Annotated in this window: 29 protein-coding genes; 15 read left to right on the top strand and 14 right to left on the bottom strand. The window is 67.5% G+C overall.

What is annotated here, in order from left to right; translation table 11 throughout:
- Positions 1-22 precede the first annotated feature (22 nt).
- Genes LTV02_RS12675 through LTV02_RS12665 form a run of 3 tightly spaced genes read left to right on the top strand, consistent with a single transcriptional unit; the run spans position 23 to position 1933 of the window.
- Positions 23-1093, top strand: coding sequence for an iron-containing redox enzyme family protein (locus tag LTV02_RS12675; protein WP_233040192.1), 1071 nt, complete (start codon positions 23-25; stop codon positions 1091-1093).
- Between the two features lie 11 nt (positions 1094-1104).
- Positions 1105-1746: a class I SAM-dependent methyltransferase gene (locus LTV02_RS12670; protein ID WP_233040191.1), complete on the top strand. Its 642-nt coding sequence runs from the start codon at positions 1105-1107 to the stop codon at positions 1744-1746.
- Positions 1724-1933 carry a CDGSH iron-sulfur domain-containing protein gene (locus tag LTV02_RS12665; protein WP_233040190.1) on the top strand — a complete coding sequence of 70 codons (210 nt, stop codon included), beginning with the start codon at positions 1724-1726 and terminating at the stop codon, positions 1931-1933. The genes LTV02_RS12670 and LTV02_RS12665 overlap by 23 nt, the downstream gene beginning before the upstream one ends.
- Positions 1934-1960: 27 nt before the next feature.
- Here the strand turns inward: LTV02_RS12665 and LTV02_RS12660 are convergent, their stop codons facing one another.
- The 6 genes from LTV02_RS12660 to LTV02_RS12635 form a co-directional block, all read right to left on the bottom strand.
- Positions 1961-2569, bottom strand: coding sequence for a flavodoxin family protein (locus LTV02_RS12660; protein ID WP_233040189.1), 609 nt, complete (start codon positions 2567-2569; stop codon positions 1961-1963).
- A gap of 59 nt (positions 2570-2628) precedes the next feature.
- Complete coding sequence (locus tag LTV02_RS12655; RefSeq protein WP_233040188.1) at positions 2629-3090, bottom strand: SRPBCC family protein; 462 nt, start codon at positions 3088-3090, stop codon at positions 2629-2631.
- An 87-nt stretch (positions 3091-3177) separates the two neighbouring features.
- Positions 3178-4656, bottom strand: coding sequence for an aminotransferase class I/II-fold pyridoxal phosphate-dependent enzyme (locus LTV02_RS12650; RefSeq protein WP_233040187.1), 1479 nt, complete (start codon positions 4654-4656; stop codon positions 3178-3180).
- Between the two features lie 110 nt (positions 4657-4766).
- On the bottom strand, positions 4767-5153 hold the full coding sequence (locus tag LTV02_RS12645; protein ID WP_233040186.1) for a hypothetical protein: 387 nt from the start codon (positions 5151-5153) through the stop codon (positions 4767-4769).
- Entirely contained in the window at positions 5150-5428 is a 279-nt protein-coding gene (locus LTV02_RS12640; protein ID WP_332909576.1) for a cold-shock protein, read from the bottom strand. The genes LTV02_RS12645 and LTV02_RS12640 overlap by 4 nt, the downstream gene beginning before the upstream one ends.
- 181 nt (positions 5429-5609) lie before the next feature.
- The gene (locus LTV02_RS12635; RefSeq protein ID WP_233040185.1) at positions 5610-6014 is read right to left on the bottom strand and encodes a low affinity iron permease family protein; all 405 of its coding nucleotides are present in this window, start codon (positions 6012-6014) and stop codon (positions 5610-5612) included.
- 164 nt (positions 6015-6178) lie between these two features.
- On the opposite strand from LTV02_RS12635, the gene LTV02_RS12630 reads away from it, so the two are divergent.
- A complete protein-coding gene (locus LTV02_RS12630) occupies positions 6179-8527 on the top strand; it encodes a molybdopterin oxidoreductase family protein (RefSeq protein WP_233040184.1) in 2349 nt (782 codons plus the stop codon).
- Here LTV02_RS12630 and LTV02_RS12625 read toward each other — a convergent pair.
- Together LTV02_RS12625 and LTV02_RS12620 are read right to left on the bottom strand one after the other, a co-directional pair.
- A complete protein-coding gene (locus LTV02_RS12625; protein ID WP_233040183.1) occupies positions 8517-9560 on the bottom strand; it encodes an alpha/beta fold hydrolase in 1044 nt (347 codons plus the stop codon). The genes LTV02_RS12630 and LTV02_RS12625 overlap by 11 nt on opposite strands.
- A gap of 77 nt (positions 9561-9637) precedes the next feature.
- On the bottom strand, positions 9638-11431 hold the full coding sequence (locus tag LTV02_RS12620) for an N-acyl-D-amino-acid deacylase family protein (protein ID WP_233040182.1): 1794 nt from the start codon (positions 11429-11431) through the stop codon (positions 9638-9640).
- Between the two features lie 215 nt (positions 11432-11646).
- Between LTV02_RS12620 and LTV02_RS12615 the strand changes: the two genes are divergently transcribed.
- From LTV02_RS12615 to LTV02_RS12580, 8 genes are all read left to right on the top strand, one after another.
- A complete protein-coding gene (locus LTV02_RS12615; RefSeq protein ID WP_233040181.1) occupies positions 11647-12549 on the top strand; it encodes an alpha/beta hydrolase in 903 nt (300 codons plus the stop codon).
- Positions 12546-13442, top strand: a complete 897-nt coding sequence (locus LTV02_RS12610) for a metal-dependent hydrolase (RefSeq protein ID WP_233040180.1) — start codon at positions 12546-12548, stop codon at positions 13440-13442. The genes LTV02_RS12615 and LTV02_RS12610 overlap by 4 nt, the downstream gene beginning before the upstream one ends.
- A gap of 8 nt (positions 13443-13450) precedes the next feature.
- Positions 13451-14554: a PDR/VanB family oxidoreductase gene (locus LTV02_RS12605; protein ID WP_233040179.1), complete on the top strand. Its 1104-nt coding sequence runs from the start codon at positions 13451-13453 to the stop codon at positions 14552-14554.
- 67 nt (positions 14555-14621) lie between these two features.
- Positions 14622-15200 carry a TetR/AcrR family transcriptional regulator gene (locus tag LTV02_RS12600; RefSeq protein ID WP_233040178.1) on the top strand — a complete coding sequence of 193 codons (579 nt, stop codon included), beginning with the start codon at positions 14622-14624 and terminating at the stop codon, positions 15198-15200.
- A gap of 105 nt (positions 15201-15305) precedes the next feature.
- Positions 15306-16019 (top strand): phosphodiesterase, encoded by a 714-nt coding sequence (locus LTV02_RS12595; RefSeq protein WP_233040177.1) that lies wholly within the window; start codon positions 15306-15308, stop codon positions 16017-16019.
- A gap of 4 nt (positions 16020-16023) precedes the next feature.
- Positions 16024-16488 carry a CinA family protein gene (locus tag LTV02_RS12590; protein ID WP_233040176.1) on the top strand — a complete coding sequence of 155 codons (465 nt, stop codon included), beginning with the start codon at positions 16024-16026 and terminating at the stop codon, positions 16486-16488.
- Positions 16489-17569: 1081 nt separating this feature from the next.
- Complete coding sequence (locus LTV02_RS12585) at positions 17570-17824, top strand: hypothetical protein (RefSeq protein ID WP_233040175.1); 255 nt, start codon at positions 17570-17572, stop codon at positions 17822-17824.
- 202 nt (positions 17825-18026) lie between these two features.
- Positions 18027-18335 (top strand): STAS domain-containing protein, encoded by a 309-nt coding sequence (locus LTV02_RS12580; protein ID WP_233040174.1) that lies wholly within the window; start codon positions 18027-18029, stop codon positions 18333-18335.
- Positions 18336-18351: 16 nt separating this feature from the next.
- Here LTV02_RS12580 and LTV02_RS12575 read toward each other — a convergent pair whose 3' ends face one another.
- On the bottom strand, positions 18352-19308 hold the full coding sequence (locus LTV02_RS12575; protein ID WP_233040173.1) for an alpha/beta fold hydrolase: 957 nt from the start codon (positions 19306-19308) through the stop codon (positions 18352-18354).
- A gap of 196 nt (positions 19309-19504) precedes the next feature.
- Here LTV02_RS12575 and LTV02_RS12570 point away from each other — a divergent pair, with 196 nt between their 5' ends.
- Positions 19505-20332 carry an HpcH/HpaI aldolase/citrate lyase family protein gene (locus LTV02_RS12570; RefSeq protein ID WP_233040172.1) on the top strand — a complete coding sequence of 276 codons (828 nt, stop codon included), beginning with the start codon at positions 19505-19507 and terminating at the stop codon, positions 20330-20332.
- An 11-nt stretch (positions 20333-20343) separates the two neighbouring features.
- Here LTV02_RS12570 and LTV02_RS12565 read toward each other — a convergent pair whose 3' ends face one another.
- A complete protein-coding gene (locus LTV02_RS12565; RefSeq protein WP_233040171.1) occupies positions 20344-21237 on the bottom strand; it encodes a DUF4437 domain-containing protein in 894 nt (297 codons plus the stop codon).
- 81 nt (positions 21238-21318) lie between these two features.
- Between LTV02_RS12565 and LTV02_RS12560 the strand changes: the two genes are divergently transcribed.
- A complete protein-coding gene (locus LTV02_RS12560; RefSeq protein ID WP_233040170.1) occupies positions 21319-21921 on the top strand; it encodes a TetR-like C-terminal domain-containing protein in 603 nt (200 codons plus the stop codon).
- Positions 21918-22661, top strand: coding sequence for a maleate cis-trans isomerase family protein (locus LTV02_RS12555; protein ID WP_233040169.1), 744 nt, complete (start codon positions 21918-21920; stop codon positions 22659-22661). The genes LTV02_RS12560 and LTV02_RS12555 overlap by 4 nt, the downstream gene beginning before the upstream one ends.
- A gap of 63 nt (positions 22662-22724) precedes the next feature.
- Here the strand turns inward: LTV02_RS12555 and LTV02_RS12550 are convergent, their stop codons facing one another.
- The 4 genes from LTV02_RS12550 to LTV02_RS12535 are packed head-to-tail and all read right to left on the bottom strand — an operon-like array spanning position 22725 to position 25793.
- Complete coding sequence (locus LTV02_RS12550) at positions 22725-23468, bottom strand: maleate cis-trans isomerase family protein (RefSeq protein WP_233040168.1); 744 nt, start codon at positions 23466-23468, stop codon at positions 22725-22727.
- Positions 23465-24121, bottom strand: a complete 657-nt coding sequence (locus tag LTV02_RS12545; RefSeq protein WP_233040167.1) for a hypothetical protein — start codon at positions 24119-24121, stop codon at positions 23465-23467. Before LTV02_RS12545 ends, LTV02_RS12550 begins: the two co-directional genes overlap by 4 nt.
- A complete protein-coding gene (locus tag LTV02_RS12540) occupies positions 24118-24888 on the bottom strand; it encodes an SDR family oxidoreductase (RefSeq protein WP_233040166.1) in 771 nt (256 codons plus the stop codon). Before LTV02_RS12540 ends, LTV02_RS12545 begins: the two co-directional genes overlap by 4 nt.
- Complete coding sequence (locus LTV02_RS12535) at positions 24885-25793, bottom strand: hypothetical protein (protein WP_233040165.1); 909 nt, start codon at positions 25791-25793, stop codon at positions 24885-24887. The genes LTV02_RS12540 and LTV02_RS12535 overlap by 4 nt, the downstream gene beginning before the upstream one ends.
- Between the last annotated feature and the right edge of the window lie 20 nt (positions 25794-25813).

Raw genomic sequence — 25813 nt, 5'->3', positions numbered from 1 at the left:
TGTACCCGCTTCGAAGGAGACGATGGTGCGGACCGAGTCCGTGGCGAGAACGCCGCTACCGCAACCCTGTGGCGAATTGTCAGCATTGGTGCTCGAGACGCTCGGCCAGCCTGCAGGATCGCCCGTGCCCGCATTACCCGCGCCGGCCGACCCCTACGATCGCGATCCGCAGTTGGCGTTGTACCTCTGCTATGCGCTGCACTACCAGGGTTTCGCCGGAGTCGATGACGGCTGGGAATGGGATCCCGGACTGTTAGGCCTTCGTGCGGGACTGGAACGACACTTCCTCGACGCGCTGTACGCCGATGCCGGTGAAGGCGATGGCGTCATGGCAGAGCTCGACGAATTACTCCTGGTGCCGGACGAAGAGTCCGGTGTCGCGGCGTTCCTGCGCGAGGAGGGCAAGCCATGGCAGGTGCGCGAGTATTTCGTGCACCGATCGATCCTGCATCACCAGGAAGCCGATCCCTATGCCTGGCTGATCCCGCGATTGCGCGGTCGCGCCAAAGCAGCGCTGGTCGCGGTCGAGTTCGACGAGTTCGGCGGCGGTCGTGCGGACCGAATTCATCAGCGGCTCTTCGCCGATCTGCTTGAGGGCGCGGGACTGAACTCCGACTATCTGCACTACCTCGACGTGGTGCCCGCACCGATGCTCGCGCTCGTGAACATGATGTCGCTGTTCGGCTTACATCGTGAGCTGCGCGGTGCGGGAGTCGGGCATTTCGCGTCTGTGGAAATCACCTCCTCGCCCGCCTCGCGCCGCATGGTCGAAGCACTCGAACGGCTCGATGCCGACCCCGCGTGCATCACCTTCTATCGCGAACACGTCGAAGCCGACGCCGTACACGAACAACTCATGCGGCGCGAGGTGATCGGTGATCTGCTGGAGCGCGAACCCGAACTCGACGCCTCGATGGCTTTCGGTATTCGCGCCACCGGACTCCTGGAAGACCGCTTCGCCGACCATGTACTGGAATGCTGGCGCGCCGACCGCAGTTCGCTGCTCGGGAATCCGGAGCCCGATGCCGCGGGCGATACTTCGATGGCCCCACCGCGAATAGAGCGCGAATATGCGGCTACTCGGAACACGTGATGTTGATTCGCATGCCCGGTGTGTACCGGCCGCAAGCCGATACCCGTTTGCTGGCAACGGCCATGCACGGTGCGGCGATACCGCCGGGCAGCCGTATTCTCGACGTCTGCACGGGAACTGGAACGCTTGCCATCGAAGCCACCCGGATTCCCGCGACGGCCGTGACGGCCGTGGATATCTCACGGTCCGCGCTGGTCACGGCCTGGCTGAACTCCCGGATGCGCGGGCGCCCCATAGAACTGATCCACGGCGATTTCCGAACCGCGCTGCGCGGCAGGAACTTCGAAGCGATCGTCTGTAATCCGCCGTATGTGCCCTGCCCCGGCGGTGAGCCGCCGCGTGGCGCCGCGCGCAGCTGGGACGCCGGCGCCGACGGTCGTTCGGCCATCGATTCGCTGTGCCTGCTCGCGCCTGAATTGCTCTCCAGCACCGGCATATTGCTGATGGTGCAGTCTGCCCTGTGCGGAGTCGACGACACTCTCCACCAGCTCCGGGATTCCGGTCTGAAGGCTGCCGTCGTAGCCCGCGCCGAGGTGCCGTTCGGTCCGGTGCTCAATGGCCGTTTCGGGTGGTTACTGGAACGGGGCTTGATCTCGCCCGGTCAATTCAGAGAGGAACTGGTGGTGATCCGTGCCGACCGACCCCGGAAATAGCCGCCGCACAATCACTTACACCGCCGACGGGCCTGCCCTGGTGGAGGGGCCCGTCGACGTGGTTACCGCCGATGGCCGGACCATCCATTGCGACCGCTGCGTGGTGGCCCTGTGTCAATGCCGGCGTTCTGCCATCTACCCGTTGTGCGACACGAGTCACCGCAAGCGCCGGAGGCCGGAAAGCTGATCCGGCGCTTGCGAACTCGTTGAGACGTTACTCTCCCGGATAGTTCTGCTCGGCGAGCAGCCGCGCCAGATACGCCGCATTCCGAGCCAGGGTCGAGGTGGCAGCGGCAACCGCGGACGGCGTTTCGTCCAGATCGCGATAATCCGTACTGCCCATGGCCTGATCGTTCCAATAAGTGCACCCCTGAGCGGGAATGCTGAACCCGATATCGTTCAGCGCCTGGAACAGATCGGCGCAAATCTTGTGCGCCCCATCCTCATTGCCGACGACCGCCACCGTGGCGACCTTCCCGGTCAGGACGGGCCGCCCGGCATCGTCGGTATTGGACAGCTCGGCGTCCAAGCGCTCCAGAACGCGTTGCGTGACCGAAGACATGTGGCCGAGCCAGGTCGGCGTCGACACCACCAGGATGTCCGCGGCCAGAATGTCGGCGCGAATGGTCGGCCACTCATCCCCGGGCCCCGCGTCGGCCTCGACGCCCGGCGCCAGGTCGTAGTCGACCACTCGCAAGGTGGCGCCTTTGACGTCATGCGCCGCGAGCTCGTCGAGCACCTGGCGAGCGATGAGATCACTGCTGGACGGTGCGGGGGACTTCTTCAATGTGCAGACCAGCGCCAGCGCGCTCAGTTCGGTCATCGCAACTCACTCCTCGATTCAGTGGCCTTTCACGGAAACCAGCTGTGCCCCTGCGTTGTTCACTGACCGGGCCGCGGCACGTCACCGCGCCACGCGCCGGTCTCGTGCGGCCGGTTCTCGATGAATTCCTTGAACCGCTTCAGATCCCCCTTGATCCGATGGTCGAGGACGCCGGTCTTGTCGGCGACGTTCTCGATGAATCCTTCGGGATCGATATCCATCTGGGTGATGATGCGGGTGGTGTCGTCGTCGATGCGGTGGAAGGTCACCACGCCGGCATGGCACGGCCCGCTGTCGGAATGCCAGGCCACCCGCTCATCGGGATGCTGTTCGGTGATGGTGGCGTCGAATTCGCGCTCCACCGGCCCGATCTTGACCCGCCAGTGCGTGCGCGTCGGTCCGAGTTGCTCGACCTGCTCCACACCCTCCATGAACTCCGGGAAGGACTCGAACTGCGTCCACTGGTTGTAGGCGGTGTGCAACGGGACCTCGACGTTCTCCGACGCGGTGATGGTGCTCATGTGATCTCCTCAATTTGTCGGTACTTTCCACCGCCTACCCCGTCACTCGCGACGGAAACGGTTCGATGGCAAGGGCGTTCGTGCTTGCTAACGGTGCGCCGGATCGCCGGCGTCATGTGCTACCACGCGCAAGGTCCGCAGTTCCGGGTCCGCGGGATCGGGGACGTTCATTCCGGCGGCGATACCCGTGCGCAAGTAGTCGACGACCGCGGCATCGATGAGTTCGCCGGGCACGATCACCGGAATCCCCGGCGGGTACGGCGTCACCTGCTCGGCCGCGATCCGACCCGCGGCCTGCTCGGCCGGGACGGTTTCGCACGGCCCGAAGAACGCGTCGCGTGGCGACATCACGGTGTCGAGTTGCAGTTCGCGCGGTGCGGGCAGCCGGATGCCGTGGGGCTTCGGGTCTTTGCACTGAACGCGCCAGGCGGCGAGTGCGTCGTGGAGGGTATCGAGGCTGTGTTTGTCGTCGCTCATGGACAGGGTCGCGAGAATGCGGCGATGGTCGCTGTGGCCGAGGTCGAGGAGCCGGTGCTCGCGGAGCCAGTCGGCGATCTCGTAGCCGGTCGCGCCGGTCTCGGAGACGTCCATCAGGATCTGCAAGCGGTCCAGGTCGTGGGACGCCTCCACGCCCAGCAGTTCGTCTTCCATGACGGTGATGCCCGGAATGGTGCCGAGGCGTTCGCGGCCGTAGGCGGCGACTTGTAGTGCGTCGCCGAGCAATTCGCGGCCGTGCTCGACCATCTGCCGTCGCCAGCCATCGATCGCGGCGTACAGCAGCACATTCGGGCTGGTGGTCATCAGCAGGTCGGCGCACTCGGTCAGCCGGGCGCGGTCGATGAGGTCGCCCTGCACGTGGAACACCGACCCTTGCTCGAAACCCGCGCCCATCTTGTGGACGCTGACCACGCAAATATCCGCGCCCGCGTCCATGGCCCACGTGGGCAGGTCCGCATGGAACGGCAGATGCGCGCCCCACGCCTCGTCGACGATGAGCGGTTTGCCGTGCTCGTGGCAGACGTCCGCGATGCCCTCGAGGTCCGCGCAGGTGCCGTACGGGCTGGGGCTGACGATGAGCGCCCCCGCCGCCTCGGGATGGTCCTGCCACGCCTGGCGGACCTGCTCGGGTGACGGCGGATGCGAGAAGTGCCGCTCAGCATCCCATCTCGGGGTGATCCAATACGGCCGCACCCCCGAGAAGATCAACCCCGCGACGATCGACTTGTGACTGTCGCGGCCCAGGATCAGCCCGCCGTCGCCGCCCGCGACCGCCATCATCGCCGCCTTCACCGAAAGCGAACTCCCGCAGGTGGAAAAGAACGCGTATTCAGCGCCCACCGCATCGGCCATCAGCTCCTCGGCATCGCTGAGACGATGCCCGCGCGCGAGCCGATCATCCATGCCCGGCGCCGCGAGCACATCCGCGCGCAGGGCGCCACCCAGCACCTCGCGCACCCGCTCATCAGCACCGCGACCTTGCCGGTGCCCGGGCGGAGTGAACCCGTAGCGGCCGAGCCGCTGGTATTCGGCCAGGGCGTCGAGTACCGGGGCCACCGAATGATCCATCGTCTCCTCCTTCGCATGCTTCTGCCTCGGCGATAACCGGATCTGCGGCAGTTAACCGTCAGCGTCGCCACGATCAGGCGCAGGGGAGCGAGTATCTCCAGGTGCGGCGGCTATTCGACCCCGCCGGTGCCCCACGATTGTGGTGGCGTGGAATTCGGGCGGACGCGCCTGGGCCCGGACAGGTCGGCGCGCCGGCGGGGATGCCTTCCGCTGCCGCCGATCCACGCGCCGCGCACCGCCGCGGGCGACAACGGGAACGAGTCCCGCATCGGACAGCTCCGCTCGCCGGGACGAAATCGCAGGTCGGCATCGTCGGGATCGACGTCGAGGCGAGCCCGCAGGACCGTCATCGCGGCGTCGAGGCGTGCGAGGGTGGCTTTGATGTCGTGCGGCAGTCCGTAGCCGGCACACAGTGAGGCTTGTTCGTCCATCATTCGGCGCAGCAGTCGCAGGGCCACGAATGTCGAAGCGAGAAGACGTTTTTCGGCGGGGGTCATGCGTTGTTCGCTTGCGGCCGCACGGTCGCGGCGTGGAGCCCGCGCTCGTCCCGCTCGAGGGTGAAGGTCACCGCCTGATGCTCGGTCAGGGTGCGATAGCCGGGAGTGTCGATATCGGAGTATTCGACGAATACGCGCCGCTCCGGCTGCCGGTCGGGGGCAATGAACCCGAAACCCTTGGCGGTGTCGAACCATAGGACCACCCCGCCGACGCGAGGCCACGGAGTGTCGGTTCCAGCATCGCCGCCACTTTCGGCAACCGGGGTCGTGGTCATGTCGGGCTCCTTCGGGCGGGCTCGCTTTCTCCGACAGGCGACTTCGGTGTGGCCGATCGCGCGTTCGATCCCTTTGCGCTGGTGGCGTTTACGGGCAGGCGATTCCCGGCGCCGGGCGTTTCAAACCTGCCCGGTGCCTGCGTCGAGCACCGTCACCGAGGCGAATCCGCGATTCTCGCGGTCATTTTTGGTGTGAGCCCTCGCGCTTCTCCAGTCCCACCGCGTCGGCGAGTTCACTGCGGTGGCGTCCGAGCTCCGGGTATTCGGTGCTGAGTTCGCCCATGAAAGCGGCCAGTGCGTCGGCGATCGCATTGAGCTTGTCCTGCACTGCGGCGTCGCTGCGGCGCTGAGTGTTCTGCAACAGCGCCACCAGCAGAAAAGTGATGATGGTGGTCGCGGTGTTGATGACCAGCTGCCAGGTGTCGATGCTCGGGAAGAGCAGGATGGACGGCGCCCAGATCAGCACCAGCGCCACACAGAAGACGAAAAATCCTGCGCGCGAAGCGAGTGCGCTGACGCTGGTGGCGAAGCGATCGAACACCGACACGCTGCCGTTGTCGCTCTGTTTGCCCGCTGAGGTGTTCATCTCGCACTCCTTTACGCCCGGCGGCTCGGTTGGTGCAGTGGTACCACTGAAAACTCCTGGTAAACGGTCCCGTGCGCGGCGGCCCTCGGCTGCGGGCAGGGGTTGAAGCCCGGGATAGCGGGTAGCGCTCCGACGTGCTCCCTACGGAGACGGAGGAGGAGATCATGCGCGGAATCGGGCGCAGTGGCGCCGGAGAGGCTCGGCCGCAGCGGATCGGGGACCCGTGGGGTGAACGGACTCCCTATGCGAAAGGTGCGGGGTGGCCTACCCGCGTCGACTTGTGCCTGGAGGACGGCGTCGAGGTCGAGGACGTCGAGCGCTGGGTGCCGTCGGCGTCGGTGCTGCATTCCAACGGCGATGCGTTCGATATCGCGGTGCGTGACGACCGGATCGTGGGCGTGCGGGGCCGGGCGCACGACCGCGTCAATCGGGGCCGCCTGGATCCGAAGGACCTGTACGGATGGCAGGCCACCGCATCGGCGGAGCGGTTGACCACACCGCTGATCCGGGTCGACGGGCGTCTGGTCGCCACGGACTGGGATACCGCCATGAACCGGATCGTCGACCGGACCAGGCAACTGCTCGACGGCCCCGGACCCGACGCGATCGGCTTCTACACCAGCGGCCAGCTGTTCCTGGAGGAGTACTTCACGCTGTCCACGCTCGCACGGGCGGGCATCGGCACCAACCATCTCGACGGCAATACCAGGCTGTGCACCGCGACCGCCGCGGAAAGCCTCAAACAGTCCTTCGGCTGCGACGGCCAGCCCGGTTCCTACACCGACATCGATCACGCGGACGTCATCGCCCTCTACGGCCACAATATGGCCGAAACCCAAAGTGTGCTCTGGTCACGCATTCTCGACCGCCTCGCCGGACCCCAGCCGCCCGCGCTGGTGTGCGTCGATCCGCGCCGCACCCCCGTCGCCGCGGCCGCGACCGTCCATCTCGCGCCGCTGCCGGGCACCAACCTGGCGTTGATGAACGGACTGATCCACGAACTGATCGAACGGGAATGGATCGATCACGACTACATCGACGCGCACACCATCGGATTCGACGATCTCGCGAAAGCGGTCGCCGACTGGCCATTGTCGAGGACAGCAGCCGTGTGCGAGGTGGACGCGGACAGTCTGCGCGAGGCGGCACGACTCATCGGCACCGCCGAACACCTGGTATCGACGGTCCTGCAAGGCTTCTACCAGGCGCATCAGGCGACGGCAGCGGCGGTGCAGGTCAACAACATTCACCTGCTGCGCGGCATGCTGGGACGACCCGGGTGCGGTGTCCTGCAGATGAACGGCCAGCCCACCGCACAGAACACCCGCGAATGCGGCGCGGACGGTGACCTGCCCGGATTCAGGAACTGGGCCAACCGCGCCCACCTGGAAGAGCTGGCGCGATTGTGGAATGTGGAGGCCGACAAGCTCGATCACGGCAAACCACCCACCGATGTGATGCAGATGATCGGACTGGCCGAGTCCGGTGAGCTGGGAATGCTGTGGGTCTCGGCCACCAACCCGGCGGTGTCCCTGCCGGAGCTGGCGCGCATCCGCCGCATCCTGTCCGCAGAGAGCCTGTTCCTGGTGGTGCAGGACATCTTCCCGACCGAGACGACCGAACTGGCCGATGTGGTGCTGCCGGCCGCCGCATGGGGCGAGAAGACCGGCACCTTCACCAATGCCGATCGCACGGTCCACTTTTCAGGGCAGGCGGTGTCTCCGCCAGGACAAGCCAGATCCGATCTGGCGATCTTCGTCGACTTCGCCCGCCGCCTCGAACTGCGCGACCGCGCCGGTCAACCCCTGCCCGCCTGGGATGATCCCGAAGGCGCATTCCACGCCTGGCAGCAATGCAGTGCGGGACGCCCCTGCGACTACACCGGCCTGAACTACCACAAACTCAGCGACCAAGGCATCCAATGGCCCTGCAACACTACGCATCCCGCCGGAACCGAGCGCCTGTACACCGACGGAGTCTTCTTCGCGGACCCGGACACCTGTGAGACCTACGGCAAGGACCTCGTCACCGGCGAACCGGTAAGCGAATCGGCCTATCGGGAACGCAACCCGCACGGCAAGGCGATGCTCAAGCCCGCGCCCTATTCACCGCCCGCCGAAACACCCTGCGACGACTATCCTTTCGCACTCATCACCGGCCGCACCATCTACCACTTCCACACCCGCACCAAAACCGGCCGCGTACCGCAACTGCAACGCGCCGCACCCGACGTCTGGGCCGAGATCTCCGAACTGGACGCGGCCGCCCGATCCATCACCGACGGCGACCACGTCCGATTGACCACCCCGCGCGGCAGCATCACCGCCACCGCCCGCATCTCCGATATCCGCCCCGGCGTGGTGTTCGTACCGTTCCACTACGGCTATTGGGACACCGAGGACGCCACCCATGAGCGTGCGGCCAACGAGCTCACCCGCACCGACTGGGATCCGGCGTCCAAACAGCCGTTGTTCAAATCCGGTGCTGTACAGCTGGTCCGGCTCAGCCGTTGATGAAGTCGAGCACGGCGGGCCAGGTCGTGGTCGCGGCGGCCGGACCGGCGAGCAGGCCGAGGTGACTGCCGGGCACGGTTTCGAATCGCACTTCCGTTGCCCCGGTGAGGATATCGACGCCGCGGCGGACCCCCGCCGCGGGCACCAGCGCATCGGATTCGCTGCCGACGAGCAGCACCCGGCAGGTCAGCTTCGCCAGGTCGACGGTCAGGTCCGAGCGCAATCGGATCGATCCGCTGGCCAGTTCGTTGCGCACGATGAAGCTGCGATGGATCTGCCGGTAGGAACGTCCCGGATAGCCGGGCATCGTCGCGGTGAACCGGTCGATCGCCGCCATCCTGGCCAGCGCCTCGGCATCCCCGGCGTGGGTGAGCAGGAACCATGGGCGCAGCAGTTCGCGGTCCAGGGCTTGCAGGCGGAATCCCACTCGTACGAACTCCTGCGGGATGCCGCCCATGAGCTTTGTCGCCCAGGCGATCTCGCGCCCGCCGGTGATCCGCCCGGCCAGGCGGACGGGCACGAGCAGCGGAGTGTGCCGCTGATCGATCGGGGTGGCCAGCCCGGTGATCGAGGCCAGCGGCAGGTCCGCGTGCGCAGCGCCGCCGATCATCGCCAAAGCGCCGCCGATCGACCAGCCGATCACATCGACCGGCCCACCGTGTGCGGCGGCCACCGCCCGGATCGCGTCCGGGAGGATGCCCTGGGTCCAATCCTCCAGTCCGAGTTCACGATCCGCGGCGCCGAAACTGCCGTAGTCGATCACGTACGGCTGTCGCCCGTGCTCGATGAGGTACCGCGCCAAGCTCTGACCGGGCCGCAGATCGAAACACGCGGGTGTCACCGCGAGCGGCGGCACCAGCAGCACCGGATTGCCGGTGGCCGCCGCAGCGCCCTCGTAGCGGCGCAGGTGCGCGTGCGGTTTCCGGTACACGGTGGTCACAGGAGTCGGCTGATAGGACTCGGCGCCGGAGCCGAAGGTTGCCGACCACACCTGGCGGGCGGCTCGCGGCAGACTCGCCACGGTGGCGATCACGACATTCTCCTCGACATGAGATGGGACAGCAACGCGGACGCGTGCCGACACTGGGCGTGGACCCCGCGCGCGGGTGTTCACTCGACCGGCGAGTCCGCGAGAACGGTAGCGCCACGCACCTTTTCGGCCGCGCGCAGGAACCTGCCCGGACCCCACTCACGGCCGAGTCCGGCGGCGAAGGTCCCCTCGCGATACACGACGCGCCCGTTGACGATGGTGGCCCGCACCGCGTTGTCGCTGCGGTTGACCATGCGCCGCAGGCCGCCGTACTCGGGAACGGCTTGCTCGGACAGCCCGTGGACGGATTGGTCCAGCCCGGCCGGATCGATGATGGCGATATCAGCACGATCGCCGACTCGTAGATAGCCTGCGTCGAGCTGGTACCAGTCGGCGAGTTCGCCGGTGAGCCGGTGCACCGCGCGCTCGATGGTGAGGAACGGTTTGCGCCGCCCCTGAGCGGCTTTGACGCGTTCGAGCAGCCGGACATGATAGTTGTAGAAGGCCATGTTGCGCAGGTGCGCGCCGGCGTCGCCGAACCCCATGTGCACGCTCGGGCTCTTGGCCAGCTTGTCCAGGTACTTCGGGCGGTCGTTGGCGATCGTGGTGCGCCAGCGGATCGAACGGCCGTATTCCAGCACCAGGTCCAGGAAGGCGTCGACCGGGTGAATGCCGCGCTCGTCGGCGATCCGGCCGAAGCTCTTGGCGATCAGACTGTGATCGGGGCAGTCGACGATGGTGGCGTCATAGAGGTTGCGGTGCCAGATCTTCGGGGAGAATTTGTTCTCGTAGTCGCGGCGGAACCAGCGCCGGTATTCCTCCGAGCGCAGCAGCTCGTTGCGTTCGAGCTGATCCTTGATGTCCATTGCCGCCGAGCCGGACCCGAACTCCTCGAACACCACCAGATCGATGCCGTCGGCGTAGACGGTGAACGGCACCGGCACGTGCTGCCATTGGAAGTCGCTGCGCAGCAACCTGTTCAGCAGCGGCGGCCCGTAGATCATGAAGTAGACCAGCGGCGGGTAGGCCTTGGAGTCGGCGGCCGCGAGCATCGAGACCTTGAGGCGATCGCGCCGCAGCAGCCCGCTGGCGGCGAGGAAGAACTTGTGGATATTGGGCACCGGCATGATCGACGGGGTGCTCTGCAGGATGCGATGGCGCCGGCGCAGCACCTTGTTGAGTGCGCGGAATTCGCGACGTTTGACGAAGGTGGTCGGCAGGGTGCGCGAGCGGTACAGGTCGCCGTCGAGCTTGTCGATCGGGTTGGTCGTCGCCGACATGCCCAGGAAGCCCGCGTCGAGCGCTTCTTCGAGAATCGTTGTCATGCGCTCGATCTCGGCCGGGGTCGGTTCGACGGCCTTGTCGACGGCCCGGTCCATGCCCATCACGGCGATCCGCATATCCGACTGTCCCAGGAAGGCCGCGATATTGAGTCCGAGCGGCAACGCGTCGACGGCCTTGGCGTATTCGGCCGGGTTCGACCAGGTCCGGTGCGCGTCGAGGGTCGAGATCACGATCTCGCGCGGCACCGCTTCGACCCGGCTGAAGATGTCGGCGCATTCGGTATCGGAGGCCATGATCGTGGTGAGCGAACAGTTGCCGATGACGGCGGTGGTGACGCCGTGCCGCACCGATTCCGTCAGCGCGGGCGCGACCAGCATTTCCACGTCGTAGTGGGTGTGGATGTCGACGAAGCCGGGCACGACCCACTGGCCGGTGGCGTCGATGACCTCCGTCGCCGCGGTCGCCGGCAGGGGAGCGGAGCTGATCGCCGCCACCTCCCCGGCCACGATGCCGATGTCCGCGGTCCGCGGTGCGGCTCCGGTTCCGTCGAACCAGATCCCGTTGCGCACGATCATGTCGTACTCGGCCACACGAGTTCCTCTCCCACCCGGCATGCACCGGTGAATGCTCACTGTTCGGAGCCTCGACAGTCCGCGAAAACCCGATGGGAAGTACTTTCCCTCGCAATTCGCGACTTGACGTTACTGTCTGTAACGCATAAAACAATGCACTAGTGAATGGAATCCCGCAAGATCGGTCCGCCGGACTCGGCACCGGGTTGCGGCGAGGAGCGAGGAGCTGACGCGTGACTGCACCACAGGTGCCGCGGTTCGCCTTCGGAGACGTCGACATCACGGCGCTGGCGTGGGGAGATCCCGGCGATCCGGCCGCCTTGCTGATCCACGGTTTTCCCGACAGCGCATGGACGTGGGAGGTCCTCGGGCCCGAGCTGGCCGCACGCGGCTACTACGCGGTGGCGCCGTTCACCCGCGGCTACGCACCCACCACTCTGGCCCGCGACGACGACTACTCGATCGGTGCGCTGGTCGCCGACGTGGTGCGCGTGCACGACGCGATCGGAGCGGATGCGCGTGCGGTGCTCATCGGCCACGACTGGGGCGGAGCCATCGTCAGCGCAGCCTCGAGCAGCCATCCCGAGCTGTTCCGCCGAGCCGTGCTGATCGCCATCCCGCCACTGGCCACGATCAAGGCACTCCTCACCTCCCCGCGACAGCTCCCGACGATGCTGCGCCAGGCCCCGCGCAGCTGGTACATGCCCGTGGTATCGGTCCCGTACTCGGAAACGATCGGGCGATGGCTGATCTCGCTGCTGTGGCGGTTGTGGGCGCCGAGCGCGGACCTCGCCGAACACCGCCGCCGCGGCCTGCTCGCACTGCAAGGCGGCGACCGGATACGCGCGGCGTTCACCTACTACCGGGCCGTCTGGAATCCCTGGTACCGCCGGGGTTCCGCGCACGCCCGCACCCAGCGCCTGGCGTTCGGCTCGCCCCGCAATCCCACTCTCGTCCTGCAGGGCGCGACCGACACCTGCGGCCTGCCCGCCACCGGCGCCGGCGCGCTCGCGCAACTGCCGCCCGGCAGCCGCCGCATCGTGGTCGCGGACGCGGGCCACTTCGCGCACCTGGAACAGCCCGCGGCCGTCACCGGCCACATCCTCGAGTATTTGAAAGACGGAACCGAATCATGAAGCTCGGCAAGAAGAATCGCTTCCCGATGGACACCGTGGACATCGGCCCCCTGCAACTCAAAGCCCGCAAGGTCGACTTCGACCTGTCGGCGACTCCGCTGCACTGGATCCCGGGTCACCCGGTGGCCGGGCACACCCTCAACGCCTACCATCTGCTGTTCCCGGAAGTGGAGCGGTTCTTCATCGCGGCGTTCAAGGAAGCGCTGCCCGAGATCGTGGATCCGCGCCTGCGCGAGGACGTGCTCGGATTCATCGGACAGGAAACCGTGCACGCCAACGCGCACGAGGATTCGCTCGATGACTACTTCCAGCGCAACGGCATCGATCCCGGACCGCTGCTGGCGCAGTCGCGTTACCTCCTGGGCCGGGTGCTGGGACCGCGCGAGTTCCGCACCGACCGCGCCCGCCGCCGGCACCTGATCAACCGGCTGGCGATCACGGCGGCGTTCGAGAACTTCACCGCCTTCCTCGGGCACTTCGTCCTGAACTGCCGCTGGGACGAGGCCGGTTCGGATCCGGGGATGACCGCGCTGTTCCGCTGGCACGGCGCCGAGGAGATGGAACACCGCACCGTCGCCCACGATGTCGCGATGTACTTCGACCCCGGCTACTGGCGGCGGGTCCGCACGATGGTGGTCATCTTCCCGCTCGTCATCTGGATCTCCAGCCGGTTCGTCTGGTACATGGTCGAACACGATCCCGCCGTGCGATCCTCGCGCCTGCGGGTGCTGCTGACGGTGTTGCGCGACGGACGGGCCGGGATGCTGCCCACCGCGCGCACGGTGATCGGCTCGGCACTGGATTATTTGAAACCCTCCTTCCGGCCCGACGACACCGGATCGATGGCACAGGCGCTGTCGTATCTGGCCACCATCGAATCCCGTGCGGCATAGGAGATCCCGTGTTCACCAAGTACCGAGACCTCGACGTTCCCGCGCACGCCTACGGCCGGTTCCGCCGCGACCCGCTGCTGCTGGCGGTGACCGCCGGCTACGACCTGCTGCAGTGGGCCGAACGCTTACTGACCGCCCCGGAACCGGGCAACGGGATCGCGACCGACTTCTTCGACGCGGTCGTCACCGTCCGGGAGGTGGTGGCCCAGGACGAGAACGTCGTCGCACTCACCCTGGCCGCACCCGGCGGGGAGACGCTGCCGGCCTGGTCGGCGGGCGCGCATATCGATCTGCGACTCGATTCCGGTGCGGTGCGGCAGTATTCACTGTGCGGCGATCCCGGAGATCGCAGCCGGTACCGCATCGCCGTCCGGTTGATTCCCGACGGTCGCGGCGGCTCCGCCGAGGTTCACCGCACGCTGGAGATCGGCACGGTGGTGCGGATCAGCAAGCCCCGCAACGCTTTCCCGCTCGCCGTCGGCGGCTTCAACCAGCGTCCCGCGCCGGTGCGGTTGATCGCGGGCGGCATCGGTATCACCCCCATCCTGCCGATGCTCGCGGTCCTGGACCGCCTCGGCCTGCCCTGGTCGATGATCTACTGCGGGCGCACCCGCGAATCCCTGGCGTTCCTGGGCGAACTGGAGCGCTTCGGCGGCAAGGTCACCGTTCATCTCGACGACGAGGACGGAATCGCCACTCCAGACACCCTACTAGGCGATCTCACCCGTGTGCCCGCCGTCTACACCTGCGGCCCGCCGCCCATGATCGAGTCCTTGCGGACCGCGCTGGCCGACCGCCCCGAGATCGAATTCCATTACGAGCGTTTCTCGGCCGCACCGGTGGTGGACGGTCGCGAATTCCGGATGCGGCTCGCCGCCACCGGCGAGGAGATCACCGTCGGGGCCGAGCAGACCGCACTCGCTGCGCTGCTCACCGCGCGGCCGGACGCCACCTTCTCCTGTCAGCAGGGATTCTGCCGGTCCTGCGCGGTGCGGGTGCTCGACGGCACGCCCGACCACCGCTCGACCGCCCTGAGTCCCGCCGAATTGGAACAGGGATACTTTCTGCCATGTGTTTCCCGATCCGACGGATGCCTGACCCTCGACCTGTAGAGCGGCGATGACCCCGGCCCGCCAGCCCGCGAGCCGGACCCCTCGGCAGCCGCAGAACGAGAACGGTGTGGCGACCTACCAGCGCATCGTCGAAGCCGCCTTGGATGTGCTGGCCACCAGAGGTTTCCGGTACACCAACATGGCCGAGGTCGCCGAACGCGCCGGCGTTACCCGCGGCGCGGTCCAGCATCATTTCAAGGACCGCGACGGACTGTTCACCGCGGCGGTCCAGCACATCCTGAACGAGCGCATCAGCCAGATCGAGGCACTGCAGCAGGTCTCCTACCCGGCGGCCGAGCGCACCCGCGAGATCGTGCACACGGTCGTCGAAATGCACCAGGGCAGCACGTTCTCCGCCGCCCTGCAACTGTGCATGGCCGCCTCCGACGACCCCGCCCTGCGGTCCCGGGTCGCGGCCATGGAACTCGAGGTCGGCGCCCGCGGATTCTGGGCGCTGATCGAACTGCTGCACCTGGACGGCAACGACCCGACAGTGCGCACGACCGTGCAGGCCTTCCTCGATTCCGCCCGCGGCCTGGGCCTGGCCGGAATGCTCAACGACGACACCCGCCGCCGCGCCCATGTCGCCGATCGGTGGGCCGAGATGCTCGACGACGTCCGCACGCCACCGGAGGCCGCGAACTGAGACAGGCGTTACCGCCCGGTGCGCAGGTGCTCGCGATTCAGTCGACCGTGACTGGGTACCGCTGTGAGCGAACCGTGAACGCGATCTCGTAACCGGGAGAACATCGTGGGCTTAGCCGACACCGCCGTTTCCAGAACTTTCGAGCTCACCGCTCGTGCCCGCAGAGGACGGGTTTTCCATCCCGCGGGGATGCCGTTCGCGGGCCGGGTGCAGGCGATCGACCCGTATTACCAGAAGCTGCTCGGTGCGTCGGAATGTTCTGCGGTCGTGCGGATCTCGAAAGGCCTGGGGCTGCCCGGCGGGGTTCCGGATGTGCTGGGCTTGGCTTTTCGTGTGTTCGATCAGGACGGCGAGCCGTGGGATCTGGCGCTGGCGACCACCGGCGTTGGCGATTTCACCCGACTGGTGCCTCAGCCCGCACGCGGGTGGGCCTCGGCACGCTATGGCAGCCTGATGGCCTACCGCTTCGGCGACGGACCGGCCGAATGGCTGACCGCGCGACCGATCGCGCCGCAGCCGGAGACCGCGCATCTCGCCGATCTGTCCGAGCGCATCCGCTCGGGCCCGACCAGTTTCGAACTCACCGCATCTCCGCGTTCCGGGCCGGAACGCACCTTGGCTCAACTGCTGGTCACCGAGATGGAAATCGGCGGCGCACCAAGCTATTTCGACCCGGTCCGCAATTGCCCCGCCGATGTCGAGATACTGCCGCGCGCTTTGGCGACGGTGCGGGCATGGGCCTACGCGGGCAGCCGGCGCGGCAGCCACCGGGCCGTCTCCGCGTACGACACGGATTCCCCAGTCGATTCGAGAGGATGAGGCAATGACCGCGATCGACGATCTCGCGCATCGGCTGGCCCAAGTAGCCGGTCGGACCGGTCGCACCGTGGCGGTCGCGGAATCGTTGACCTGTGGGAAATTATCGTCCACGCTCGGCGCGGCACCCGACTCGGCAGAGTGGTTGCGCGGTGGGGTGGTGGCCTACAGCGAGCAGGTCAAGCATCAGGTGCTCGGAGTCCCCGACGTGCCGGTCGTTTCGGAGACTGCTGCGCGAGCCATGGCCTCCGGGGTGCGCACGCTGCTCGATGCCGATATCGCGGTGTCGGTCACGGGCGTCGGTGGACCCGGTGCCCAGGACGGCGAGCCCGCGGGCTCGGTCTGGCTGGCCGTGGATGCCAAGGACGAGCAATGGGCCCGGCACGAGCAATTCGATTGTGAGCCCGAGGAAGTCCTGACAGCGGCGATCTGTACCGCTCTCACCATGCTGCTCGAGGCTATCGAGGAGTGAAATTCCCAAGGGTTTTCACCGCCGGGTCGATCATGATCGGTTTCGCTCGAGCCCATCCGGGCATCCGTGCGGCATAAGACCTGAATCCGGACCTGGAGACACCCTCGGCCCCACCGAAAGCCTGGACTCGGACGAGATCCGCAATGACGACGGCGACGAGCCCGTCACTCCACCCGACCGGCAGGCCACCGACCGCGACGAAGTGACCGAGCGCGGACAGCGCGAGGGGCAATCACACGCCGAGCGGCTCGCACAGGAAGAGCCCGATGTGCCCGAGGGCTCACGCGAACCCTAGTCCGAGCCCCCGCGCGAAGAGGGCCGCATAACAGCCTCCCACCACGAATCCAGCTCACTCGGCTCCGGCCAGTTGACCGTGGGCACGTCCTCGGCGTCCTCGGAAATCAGCGGCACGGGGCGCTTTTTCCCGTCACCGCGGGCAGGAGTAGTTGGCTCGGGCGGAATAGCAGTCATCGCACATCTCCGAATCGCTTGCCCGGCGCCCGATCTCGCTGGCGCAAGCTGCATCATCAACTCGCGGCAATCGTGAACGCCGGAAGTCGACCTCGTCACTGGATCCGGCCCCCGCCGTGACCGCCTCGCTGCCCCCACGCCGCCCGGACGACAGGATCGACTACGCGCCAGCCTAGGCGAGCAAGGTCACCGGCAGGTCACGGATCCCGCATTGCGTTCGTCGATAGCCGAATCGTATTTCAGTGGCGCGACACACAGTTTGCGGCGCGTGGGATATGTTGGGGCGCAATCCGATCAGGGTAGGGCGATCATGATCGACCGCCAGCGTGGGCGGGAAAACCCCCACTCCGGACGGAGTCGCTGATGTCGATACCCATGCTGGCCATTGCCGGCGCGCTGATACCCGCCGGAGCCGCCGCCGCGGCCTACACGACTGTCGCCTGGGCGTACTGGTGCGAAATGCGCCATCTGCCCCGCCCATTGCGCCCGGTGCGCCGGCCGCGGGACAGACGCACCGCGGCCTGCCGAACACCGTTTGGGGGCATGCCCAAAGGGTAAGCGCCCCGCGAGGGCGGGGAAACGAGCACCGGATCGGGAAGGAACGATCGACATGGGTAAGAGCGACGAAACCGGCACGATCACCGGCACCAGGGACAAGGACTACAACCTGCTCTGGTTCGTGCAGGCCTCACTGGACAATGCGCTGCGCCTGGACACCTACATCGCCGATGCGGAACGCGACGGCGACGACGAACTCGCCGACTTCTTCCGGCGCGCCCAGAGCGAAAGCCGCACCGGCGGCGAGAAGGGCAAGGCGCTGCTGGCCACTCGGCTGCAGGGCTCGGATATCCCGATCGCCCGCTAGCGGGTCAGCGACGAAGGCGGTCTCCGATCGGAGGGCCGCCGCGCCGCTTCGTCATCGCCATGGGGTGAGCATTCGTTTGGACGCCGGCGAAGCGGGAACCCGGTGAGCAGGGTTGAGAGGTGCAGCCCGTGTCCGGCGGCGGGTCCCGACCGTTATCCGGTGGTATCCGCTTGCCCTTGCTGACGAAAGTCCGGGTCTCGTAATGACCTCTCAATTTGTACGCGGCAGCAAGCCTGCCATCGAGACCTCCGCCGCGGTCCCGATCTGCGTTATCGCTGGTGAGCTCGACGCTCTGACCGTGGAGGGATTCCGTACTCAGGTTCTCGGCGCGTTACGCGCCGGCGAGACCGTCGTCGTGGACCTGCGCTCCGTCACGTTCTTCAGCATCCGCGCACTACGGGCCCTGCTCGAATTGCAGCGCCTGGCCGAGGCGAGGCATTGCGATTTGCAGGTGCTCGGATCACGGTGCGTGGACCGCGTTTTCGAGGCGGCCGGCGCAGTCGGCGAATAAGAAGAGCACGGCCCGGTCACGCGCCGGTGAGTATTTCGGCTTGGGGTGCCGCTGCGACGGTAGCTTCAGCGGCCGGGTACAGGCCGGGGGTGGGGGTTCCGGTGAAGAAGTCGCGGGTCCAGCCGAGTGCGAGGGTTTGCAGGGCGGTGGTGGCGGTGGAATCCGGTGAACCGCACAGCAGACTGCCGAGTAGGTCGGTGCTGGCGCCTTCGGCGTCGGTGTGCTTGCCGGTGGGCAGGCGGACGCCGACGAACGCGCGGTGCAGGCGGGATTGGACCGCAAAGGTGCCCAAGCCGAACGCATTACAAAGCGCGGGCGGAGCAGAGATGGTCAGCAGAGGGAGATCGGTGGTGTCGATGCCGCTCAGGGCCTGGTCGATATTGTTGCCGAGGAAGGAGCGGACCGGGTCGAGCAGGATGATTCCCCGCAGGTCGGTCCAGGTTTCGGGGTAGCTGGTGCGGAGGCGGTCGGCGACGAACGCGACCGCTTCCGCGCCTGCGGAGTGGCCGGCGAACACGAGCTGGTGCGGCAGGGCGGGTGGGGTGGTGCCGGCGCGGCGGGCGGCGGCGGCGAGGCTGGTGGCCAAGGGGCCGGAAGGGTCGGTCGCGGTGCCGAAGAGGGCGGCGACATTGTCGAGGAATCCGGTGTTGTCGCCGAGGTTTTGGAGGGTGCAGCCGTTCAGGTTCATGAAGGGCAGGCTGGGGGCGAAGACCAGGTATCCGGCCGCGGCGTAGCGGGTGGCCAGGTCGGCGACGTGGGCGTTGCTGCGGGCGAAGCCGTGCTGGAGCCAGATCAGGCCGGTGGGCGTACCGGCGGGGAGGTACCAATCGGCGCTCTGCTCGATCGTGCTTGCCGAACAACGGATTTCGATGGAGCCGGGCAATACGGTGTCGGCGCGGGCGGCGCCGTGGCCCAGAGCGGCGGCGAGCAGCAGCGGCGCGAGGACGAACGCGGCCGGGCGGCGAAGGAACATGGAGACTCCCACGGCAGACGCCGGTTTCCGCTGCCGGAATGGCGTTTCGATATTGGGTGACCATTAGCGGGCATCGGGGACGTGCTGTCAAGCCGAGCGCGGCGATCTGGACAGGGAGAGATTTGAACACTACGTTTCCATGTGTGGAACGGCGTTTCTCTAATGATGTGGCGGCTGGGTTCGGCGGAGTGTGCGGATGAGGTCGGCGCTGTACGTGCCGGGCAATCGCCCGGACCTGTTCGACAAGGCCCTGGCGGGCTCGGCGGACGTCGTACTGCTCGATCTCGAGGACGCGGTTCCATTGCGGGACAAGGACTCCGCGCGGGCGGAGGTGGTGAGCTGGCTACGAACAGTCGCCGCCTCGGGCCGCCGGATCTGGGTGCGGGTCAATCCGGGGGAGTGGGGCGCGGCCGAGCTGCGCGCGCTCGCGCGGACCGCGATCGAGGCGGTCTCGCTCGCCAAAACCGAATCGGCACAACAGGTCCGGGCGGCAGGCGCGCTGCTGGCGCGATACGAGACGCGACCGGGAACGATTCGCCTGTGCCCGGTGCTCGAGAGTCCGGCGGCCGTGTACGCGGCGCGGGAAATCGCTGCCGCGCCGCGCGTTTCGCGCCTGCAGCTCGGGGAAGCGGACCTGCGGGCCGACCTCGGCATCACCCCGGGCCCGGACGAGCGGGAACTGCTCGCGGTGCGCGGGCAAATCGTGCTGGCCAGCGCGGCGGCGGGCATCGACCCGCCGATCGGCCCGGCCCGCACCGATTTCCGGGATCTGGACACCCTGCGCGAGACCACCGTGGCGCTGCGCCGCCTGGGCTTCCGGGGCCGCTCGTGCATCCACCCCGACCAGGTGCCGGTGGTGAACGCGGTGTTCACCCCGGCAGCGCACGAAGTGGAGCAAGCTAGGGAGCTGGTGCGCCGCTACGAGGCCGCCGCCGGGGGAGTGCTGCTCGACGACGCGGGCCGGATGGTCGATCTCGCGGTAGTGCGCCAGGCCCGCCGCCTACTCGAATCCCAAAGCGGTTGAACGGATTCGGGCTACTGGTGGGTGGGCTCGGCCCACGCTCCGATCGACCGGGAGCGCACCGGTGAGATGAATTGCGGCGCCAGGCTCTGCGGGAAGCCCGGCCCCCAGTTGGTGGCGTCACCGGACATGGTCACCGTGGCATTGTCGGTGTACCAGTCGACCAGGTCGGCATCGGAGCGCACGATCCAGGTGCAGCCTTGCTCGGCGTCGGCGGTGAAGTCGCCGTGCCGGATGAGCGCGGGCCGCCAGAAATAGGTACCCGGCCACATCTTGCCGAAGTTGTAGTCGAAGCCCCCGTCGAGGCAGTACGCCTCCTCCGAACAGGGGTGGTGGGCCAGGGGCTCCTCGCGCCAGCCGGGCTTGGCCTTGATCAGGCGGGTGTAGAACCCGGTCTCCGAATCACGGTGCAGCAGTTTGATATACAGGCCGGGCACCGGGGTGCCGCCGAGGTCGAAGCGCATAGGGCTGCCGTCCTTGACATCGATCCACGGCATGTCGGCGGAGTTCAGCACGACCAGTCGCTGATCGGGGCGCACCGACTCGCGATCGGCGTCGGCGAGCTCGAAATGCCAGTCGCCGTACTCACGGAACAGCAGGATCTCGGTCCCGGCGACGACGGTGATCGCCGGGGTCCACACCCCGATCGGCGCCATCCAATAGGCCTCGGGCCCAAGGGTTTCCTCGCCGATGGTCAGCTCACCGGACAGCACATACCATTCGGTCTCCGCGAAGTGCACGCCCGCCGGCCGGGACCAGTCGCTGGTGAACCGGACCCTGAGCGAGGCCGAGCCGTCCTCCTCGTCGTAGCTCAGATTGCGTTGCAGCGCAGTGCCTTCGGCGTGCTCGAACTCGGCGGGATGCTCGATCAGGTCGCGGTCGTCGATGAGTTCTACATGTGGACGCATGAGGTCCTCCTGAAGAGAGAATTTATCGATACAAAATGTAGTGCTTATTAATAAGCACTACAAGGTGTATCGTAAATTTTCGTGACCAGACCTGGACGGCCCACGGGCCCGGCCACCGACACCGCGACCATCGTGCTGACCGCCGCCCTGGACCTGCTGCTGACCGAGGGCGCGACCGCGCTCACGCCGCAGCGCCTGCACGCGGCGACGGGGATCGCGCGCACCACCATCTACCGGCACTGGCCGACGCCGCGCGACGTGCTGGCCGCGCTCATCGCGGTCGCCCCGCACGAGCCGCTCCGCACCACCGGCGACGTCGCGGCGGACCTGCACACCGAAGTGGACCTGCTGTGTGATCGCTTGCGCGACAAGCCGGTAGCGGCGTTCCTGCGGGCACTGGTGACCGCCTCGTCGGCGGACCCGGAGTGCGCGGAACTGCGGCGGCGCTACGTATCGGATCTGCTCGAACCGTTCCGCACGGCGCTGCGGGCCGACGGCGTGAGCGACGCGGCGCGGATCGAGGAACTGGCGGCCGCGGTGGTCGCGCCGCTGCTGCTGGATGTGCTGCTGCTGGATCGTCCGGTGGATCGCGAACGCGCGCACCGGGCCGTCGACAGCGCCTTCGCCTCCGCCGGTTCGGGGCGCACCACCGGTAAGCGCGCCAGCAGCGAGGATCGACGATGACCAATGCCGTGGGACCCCGGGCCGTGTTCGGGGTCATCGTGCCCAGCACCAATACCGTTGTCGAACACGATTATTGGCGCGCGGCCGTGCCCGGCGTCGCCTACCGCACCGGATCGATGTACATCCCGGACCCGCGCATGGGCGACGACGAGGATTTCCAGGGGTTGCTCGGGCAGATCCGCGCCTCCATCGACACCGCGGTGCGCGACGTGCTCACCGCCGAACCGGACCGCATGGTCATGGGCATGTCCGCGGAGACCTTCTGGGGTGGAGTGGCAGGCAACGCCGCGTTCGAGGCGCGACTGGGCGCGCGCACCGGCCTGCCCGTCACCACCGGCGCGAGTTCCTGCCGGGCTGCGTTGCGGGAGTTGGGTTGTCGCCGGATCTCGGTCTTCTCGCCATATCAGCCGATCGCGGATCGTGAGGTCGGGCGGTTCTTCACCGAAGCGGGGTTCGAGGTCGCCGCCATCACCGGATTGCGCTGTCCGACCGCGATGGATATCGCCCGGGTGGACGAGGAGCGGCTGCGCACCGTGGTCGCCGAACTGGACGGCCCGGACGTGCAGGCCATCGTCCAGGTCGGCACCAACCTCTCCTTCGTGGCCCAGGCCGACCGGCTGGAAGCCGAACTGGGCAAACCGGTGATCGCCATCAATGCTGCGACGCTCTGGCATGCCCTGCGCGAGCACGGTTTCGGCGATCGCCTCGAAGGGATGGGCCGGCTATTGCGCGACTACTGACGAGCGGTAGCGCCCTTGCGCCGCGAGACCGGGTGCTGGAGCGCCCGGTCTCGCGTGTGTGGTTCAGTACTCGCGCAGCAGCCTGCCCGCGCCCTCCACCCGGTCGGGAATATTGTTGTCGCGCAGCGCCATCCACCAGGTCGCGGCATTGATGGCGATCACCGGCTTGCCGAGCCAGCGTTCGGCCTCGTCGGCGAGGCGCACCATGGACAGATTGGTGCCGCACTGGATCAAGGCATCGATGTCCTCGCCGTCGACCTCCAGCAGCGCGGCGCGCAGCTCGTCCTCGGTGACGTGCGCGATCGAGACGGCGGTCGGGCAGCGCAGCCCCTTGATGTTCTTGACCTGGAAACCCAGTTCGCCGAAGAACCGGACGACGTTCTCGTCCCCGACCGGCTGATACGGCGTCACCACGCCGATCCGCTTGGCGTCGAACAGGTTCAGCGCCCGCCGGCAGGCTTCCGCGCCGGTGGCGACTCGCAATCCGGTGATGTCGTGGATCTGCTCGACGAACTGGCGATTGCCTTCCACCCCGCCCCAGAAGGTCTCCGCGGACATGCCCATGACCATGTAGTCCGGGGCGCAGGTGAGCACCCGCTCGCACGCGCCGGTGATCTCGGCCCGGATCTGCTCGAGCAGCCGGCCCATCCCCGCGTCGTCGCTCATATCCTGGTCTCGAATATGGATGCGGCCGAAGTGGGCGGTGACGCCGGGCACCGTCATCCGGTAGAAGTCGGGTTCGACAATGGTGTTGGTGGAGGGCGCGATGACGCCGAACTTGCGGCGCCAGCCCAGCGCGTCGGTCATGAGTTCGTCTCCTGTGGTTGCGAGGGGAAGGTCGGGCGGGGTGCGGCCGAAAGCCGGCGGGCCGCAATCAGATACGCGGCCTGTGCCGCGGTATTGCACAGCTGCTCGACCCATTGCAGGGCCACCGTCTGGTCGGGTCGCGAGGCCAGCGGCCCCAGGATGAAGAAGACCAGCAGTTGCACGCCGAACAGTGCGGCGGTGGCAGTGTCCCCGCGTTCGCGCGCGCGACCGATCAGCCGGATGCCGGCGAGGGTGGCGAACACGCTGGTGGAGACCAGCATCGGCAACGGATCGCCGGCCAATACCGCGCCCAGGGCGCAGACCGCGGTGAGACCGGGGACCAGCACTGTCAGCCAGCGCGGCACTCGGCCGTCTGAGGTCCGGGCCAGTTCCAGGCAGAGCAGCCCGAAACCCAATGTCAGCAGCGGGAAGAGCATGCCGCTGAGCCAGTTCAGGTGCGGGCCGTCCAAGGCGGCGATGAGTTTGGCGGTGGCCTTGGCGGTGCCGCCCGCCCCGATCAGCGCCGCGGCGAGGGTGATACGGCGGCCGCGGGGGAACGCCCGGCGCAGGCTCAGCACACCGGCGGTGGTGAGCAGTACCGGCACGAAGTCCTCGACGGCCAGCGAGACCGGGTAGTCGATGGCCGCGCTCATGCGGCGAACAGGTCCCGGCGGCGGAACGGGGCCAGCGCGAAACGGCCGATCACCTTGGGGGTGGTCAGCCAGCGCACGTGCGCGCCGTTACTGCGCTGGGAGACGGCCCGCGCGGCCAGCCAGGGCGCGACCGTGTCCACCGGATCGGCCAGAATGTTGAACACCTTGCGGGCCTTCGCCAATTCGTCCGGGTCGGCGTAACCGTGGGTGAGCAGATCGGTCACCACCATGCCGGGGCTGAGCAGCCCGATCGATACCCCGGGCGGCACCTCCTTGGCCAGCGCGGTGGTCAGATAGGTGACCGCCCGCTTGCTCGCCCCGTAGGTGGCCAGCCCGGCCACGGTGCGCCCGTCGCTGCCCAGGCCCTCCATGTTCCAGACGTGGCCGCCGCCCGCCGCCGCCATGGCCTCGATGGCCACCGCGGAGCCGTGCAGTGCGCCCAGCAGATTGGTGTCGACGACCCGGTTCGCGGTGTCGGCGGGCAACTGCCACAGCGGTTTGCGATCGTGGGAGATGCCCGCGTTGTTGATCCAGATCTCGGCCGGGCCGAACCGGTCAGCGGTGGCGTCCCACAGTCGCCGCAATTGCGCGCGATCGGTGACATCGGCGGTGGAAACCAGTGCGGTATCGGGCAATTCGGTGCGCACCCGCTCCACTCGCTCCGGATCCGAACCACATACCGACACCCGGTGCCCCTGGGCGAGCAGGGCTCGTGCCATCCCGAGCCCGATGCCGCGGGTGCCGCCGGTGATCACGATGGTGCTCATGCGCGCTCCAGCACACCGTGCATGACCACGGCCAGGCTGTTGTGATCGAACATCTGATAGACCACGGCCAGCCGCCGTCCCGCACCCATGCCCGGTTCGGCGTCCATCATGAATTCCCGGCCGATCAAGCGCTGCCCCTCACTGGTGTGCAGGCGCACGAAATTGGCTCGGCCGTAGGAGTTCCCGTTGCCCCACACGTCCGGTCCTTCGTGGAAGGAGCGCACGCCGTCGCGTCGAACGGTGATGCGCGAATCCGAGGCGATCGGCCCGGACATGACCAGGTGATGCTCGGCGACCAGCAGATTCAGCGGTTCGATGGTGAGCTCCATGTGCAGCCCGCCGAGTGGTTTCTGATCGGCGCTCCACAGTTCCAGCTCGCCGGCATAGGCGCTCTTCTCCTTGGTCGGTGCGGTGAAAACCGAGGGACCGCAGCGGGTTTCGCTTTCGAGGTGTCGCTCCGCCAAGGCCGGGTCGCGGGTGTAGAGGCCGTTGAACACGCCCACCAGCGCGGGGCCCTGGAACAGCTGCGAGGAGTAGATCTGGGTGTCGCCGATGGTTTGATTCCAGGTATTGAGCGAGACCTGCCAGCCCGGCCCGTAATAGTTGGCGTCCACGAATCCGCCGTAGGGCTGCCCGGATCCGTAGAAGTCGGGTCCGGTGTAGACCCGGTCGCCGTCGGAGTCGCGTACGCCGAACGCGAACGGCGCACCGAGAGCGAACCGTCCCGCCAGCTCCCCGCCGCCGGTCAGGCCGCCGTCCATGTAATAGGTGGTGACGCCGTCGTCGAACACCGAGGACCGGCGGATGTCCTCGAATCCGCGCCAGGTGCCCTGACCGTCGAACAGGGACGGGCGGCCCACCCATTCGCCTTCGATGCGCTGCTGAAAGTTGCTGGGAGCGCTCATCGCTCAACCTTCCTTCTCGC

The sequence above is a fragment of the Nocardia yamanashiensis genome, assembly GCF_021183565.1.
Taxonomy (GTDB): Bacteria; Actinomycetota; Actinomycetes; order Mycobacteriales; family Mycobacteriaceae; genus Nocardia; species Nocardia yamanashiensis.
This window is presented reverse-complemented; position numbering and strand designations above follow the sequence as displayed.

Coding starts and splice junctions, on each gene's coding strand:
- LTV02_RS12675 (WP_233040192.1), top strand. CDS start 23: ATGGTGCGGACCGAGTCCGTGGCGAGAACGCCGCTACCGCAACCCTGT.
- LTV02_RS12670 (WP_233040191.1), top strand. CDS start 1,105: ATGCCCGGTGTGTACCGGCCGCAAGCCGATACCCGTTTGCTGGCAACG.
- LTV02_RS12660 (WP_233040189.1), bottom strand. CDS start 2,569: ATGACCGAACTGAGCGCGCTGGCGCTGGTCTGCACATTGAAGAAGTCC.
- LTV02_RS12655 (WP_233040188.1), bottom strand. CDS start 3,090: ATGAGCACCATCACCGCGTCGGAGAACGTCGAGGTCCCGTTGCACACC.
- LTV02_RS12650 (WP_233040187.1), bottom strand. CDS start 4,656: ATGGATCATTCGGTGGCCCCGGTACTCGACGCCCTGGCCGAATACCAG.
- LTV02_RS12645 (WP_233040186.1), bottom strand. CDS start 5,153: ATGACCCCCGCCGAAAAACGTCTTCTCGCTTCGACATTCGTGGCCCTG.
- LTV02_RS12640 (WP_332909576.1), bottom strand. CDS start 5,428: ATGACCACGACCCCGGTTGCCGAAAGTGGCGGCGATGCTGGAACCGAC.
- LTV02_RS12635 (WP_233040185.1), bottom strand. CDS start 6,014: ATGAACACCTCAGCGGGCAAACAGAGCGACAACGGCAGCGTGTCGGTG.
- LTV02_RS12630 (WP_233040184.1), top strand. CDS start 6,179: ATGCGCGGAATCGGGCGCAGTGGCGCCGGAGAGGCTCGGCCGCAGCGG.
- LTV02_RS12610 (WP_233040180.1), top strand. CDS start 12,546: ATGAAGCTCGGCAAGAAGAATCGCTTCCCGATGGACACCGTGGACATC.
- LTV02_RS12590 (WP_233040176.1), top strand. CDS start 16,024: ATGACCGCGATCGACGATCTCGCGCATCGGCTGGCCCAAGTAGCCGGT.
- LTV02_RS12585 (WP_233040175.1), top strand. CDS start 17,570: ATGGGTAAGAGCGACGAAACCGGCACGATCACCGGCACCAGGGACAAG.
- LTV02_RS12580 (WP_233040174.1), top strand. CDS start 18,027: ATGACCTCTCAATTTGTACGCGGCAGCAAGCCTGCCATCGAGACCTCC.
- LTV02_RS12575 (WP_233040173.1), bottom strand. CDS start 19,308: ATGTTCCTTCGCCGCCCGGCCGCGTTCGTCCTCGCGCCGCTGCTGCTC.
- LTV02_RS12570 (WP_233040172.1), top strand. CDS start 19,505: ATGAGGTCGGCGCTGTACGTGCCGGGCAATCGCCCGGACCTGTTCGAC.
- LTV02_RS12565 (WP_233040171.1), bottom strand. CDS start 21,237: ATGCGTCCACATGTAGAACTCATCGACGACCGCGACCTGATCGAGCAT.
- LTV02_RS12555 (WP_233040169.1), top strand. CDS start 21,918: ATGACCAATGCCGTGGGACCCCGGGCCGTGTTCGGGGTCATCGTGCCC.
- LTV02_RS12550 (WP_233040168.1), bottom strand. CDS start 23,468: ATGACCGACGCGCTGGGCTGGCGCCGCAAGTTCGGCGTCATCGCGCCC.
- LTV02_RS12545 (WP_233040167.1), bottom strand. CDS start 24,121: ATGAGCGCGGCCATCGACTACCCGGTCTCGCTGGCCGTCGAGGACTTC.
- LTV02_RS12540 (WP_233040166.1), bottom strand. CDS start 24,888: ATGAGCACCATCGTGATCACCGGCGGCACCCGCGGCATCGGGCTCGGG.
- LTV02_RS12535 (WP_233040165.1), bottom strand. CDS start 25,793: ATGAGCGCTCCCAGCAACTTTCAGCAGCGCATCGAAGGCGAATGGGTG.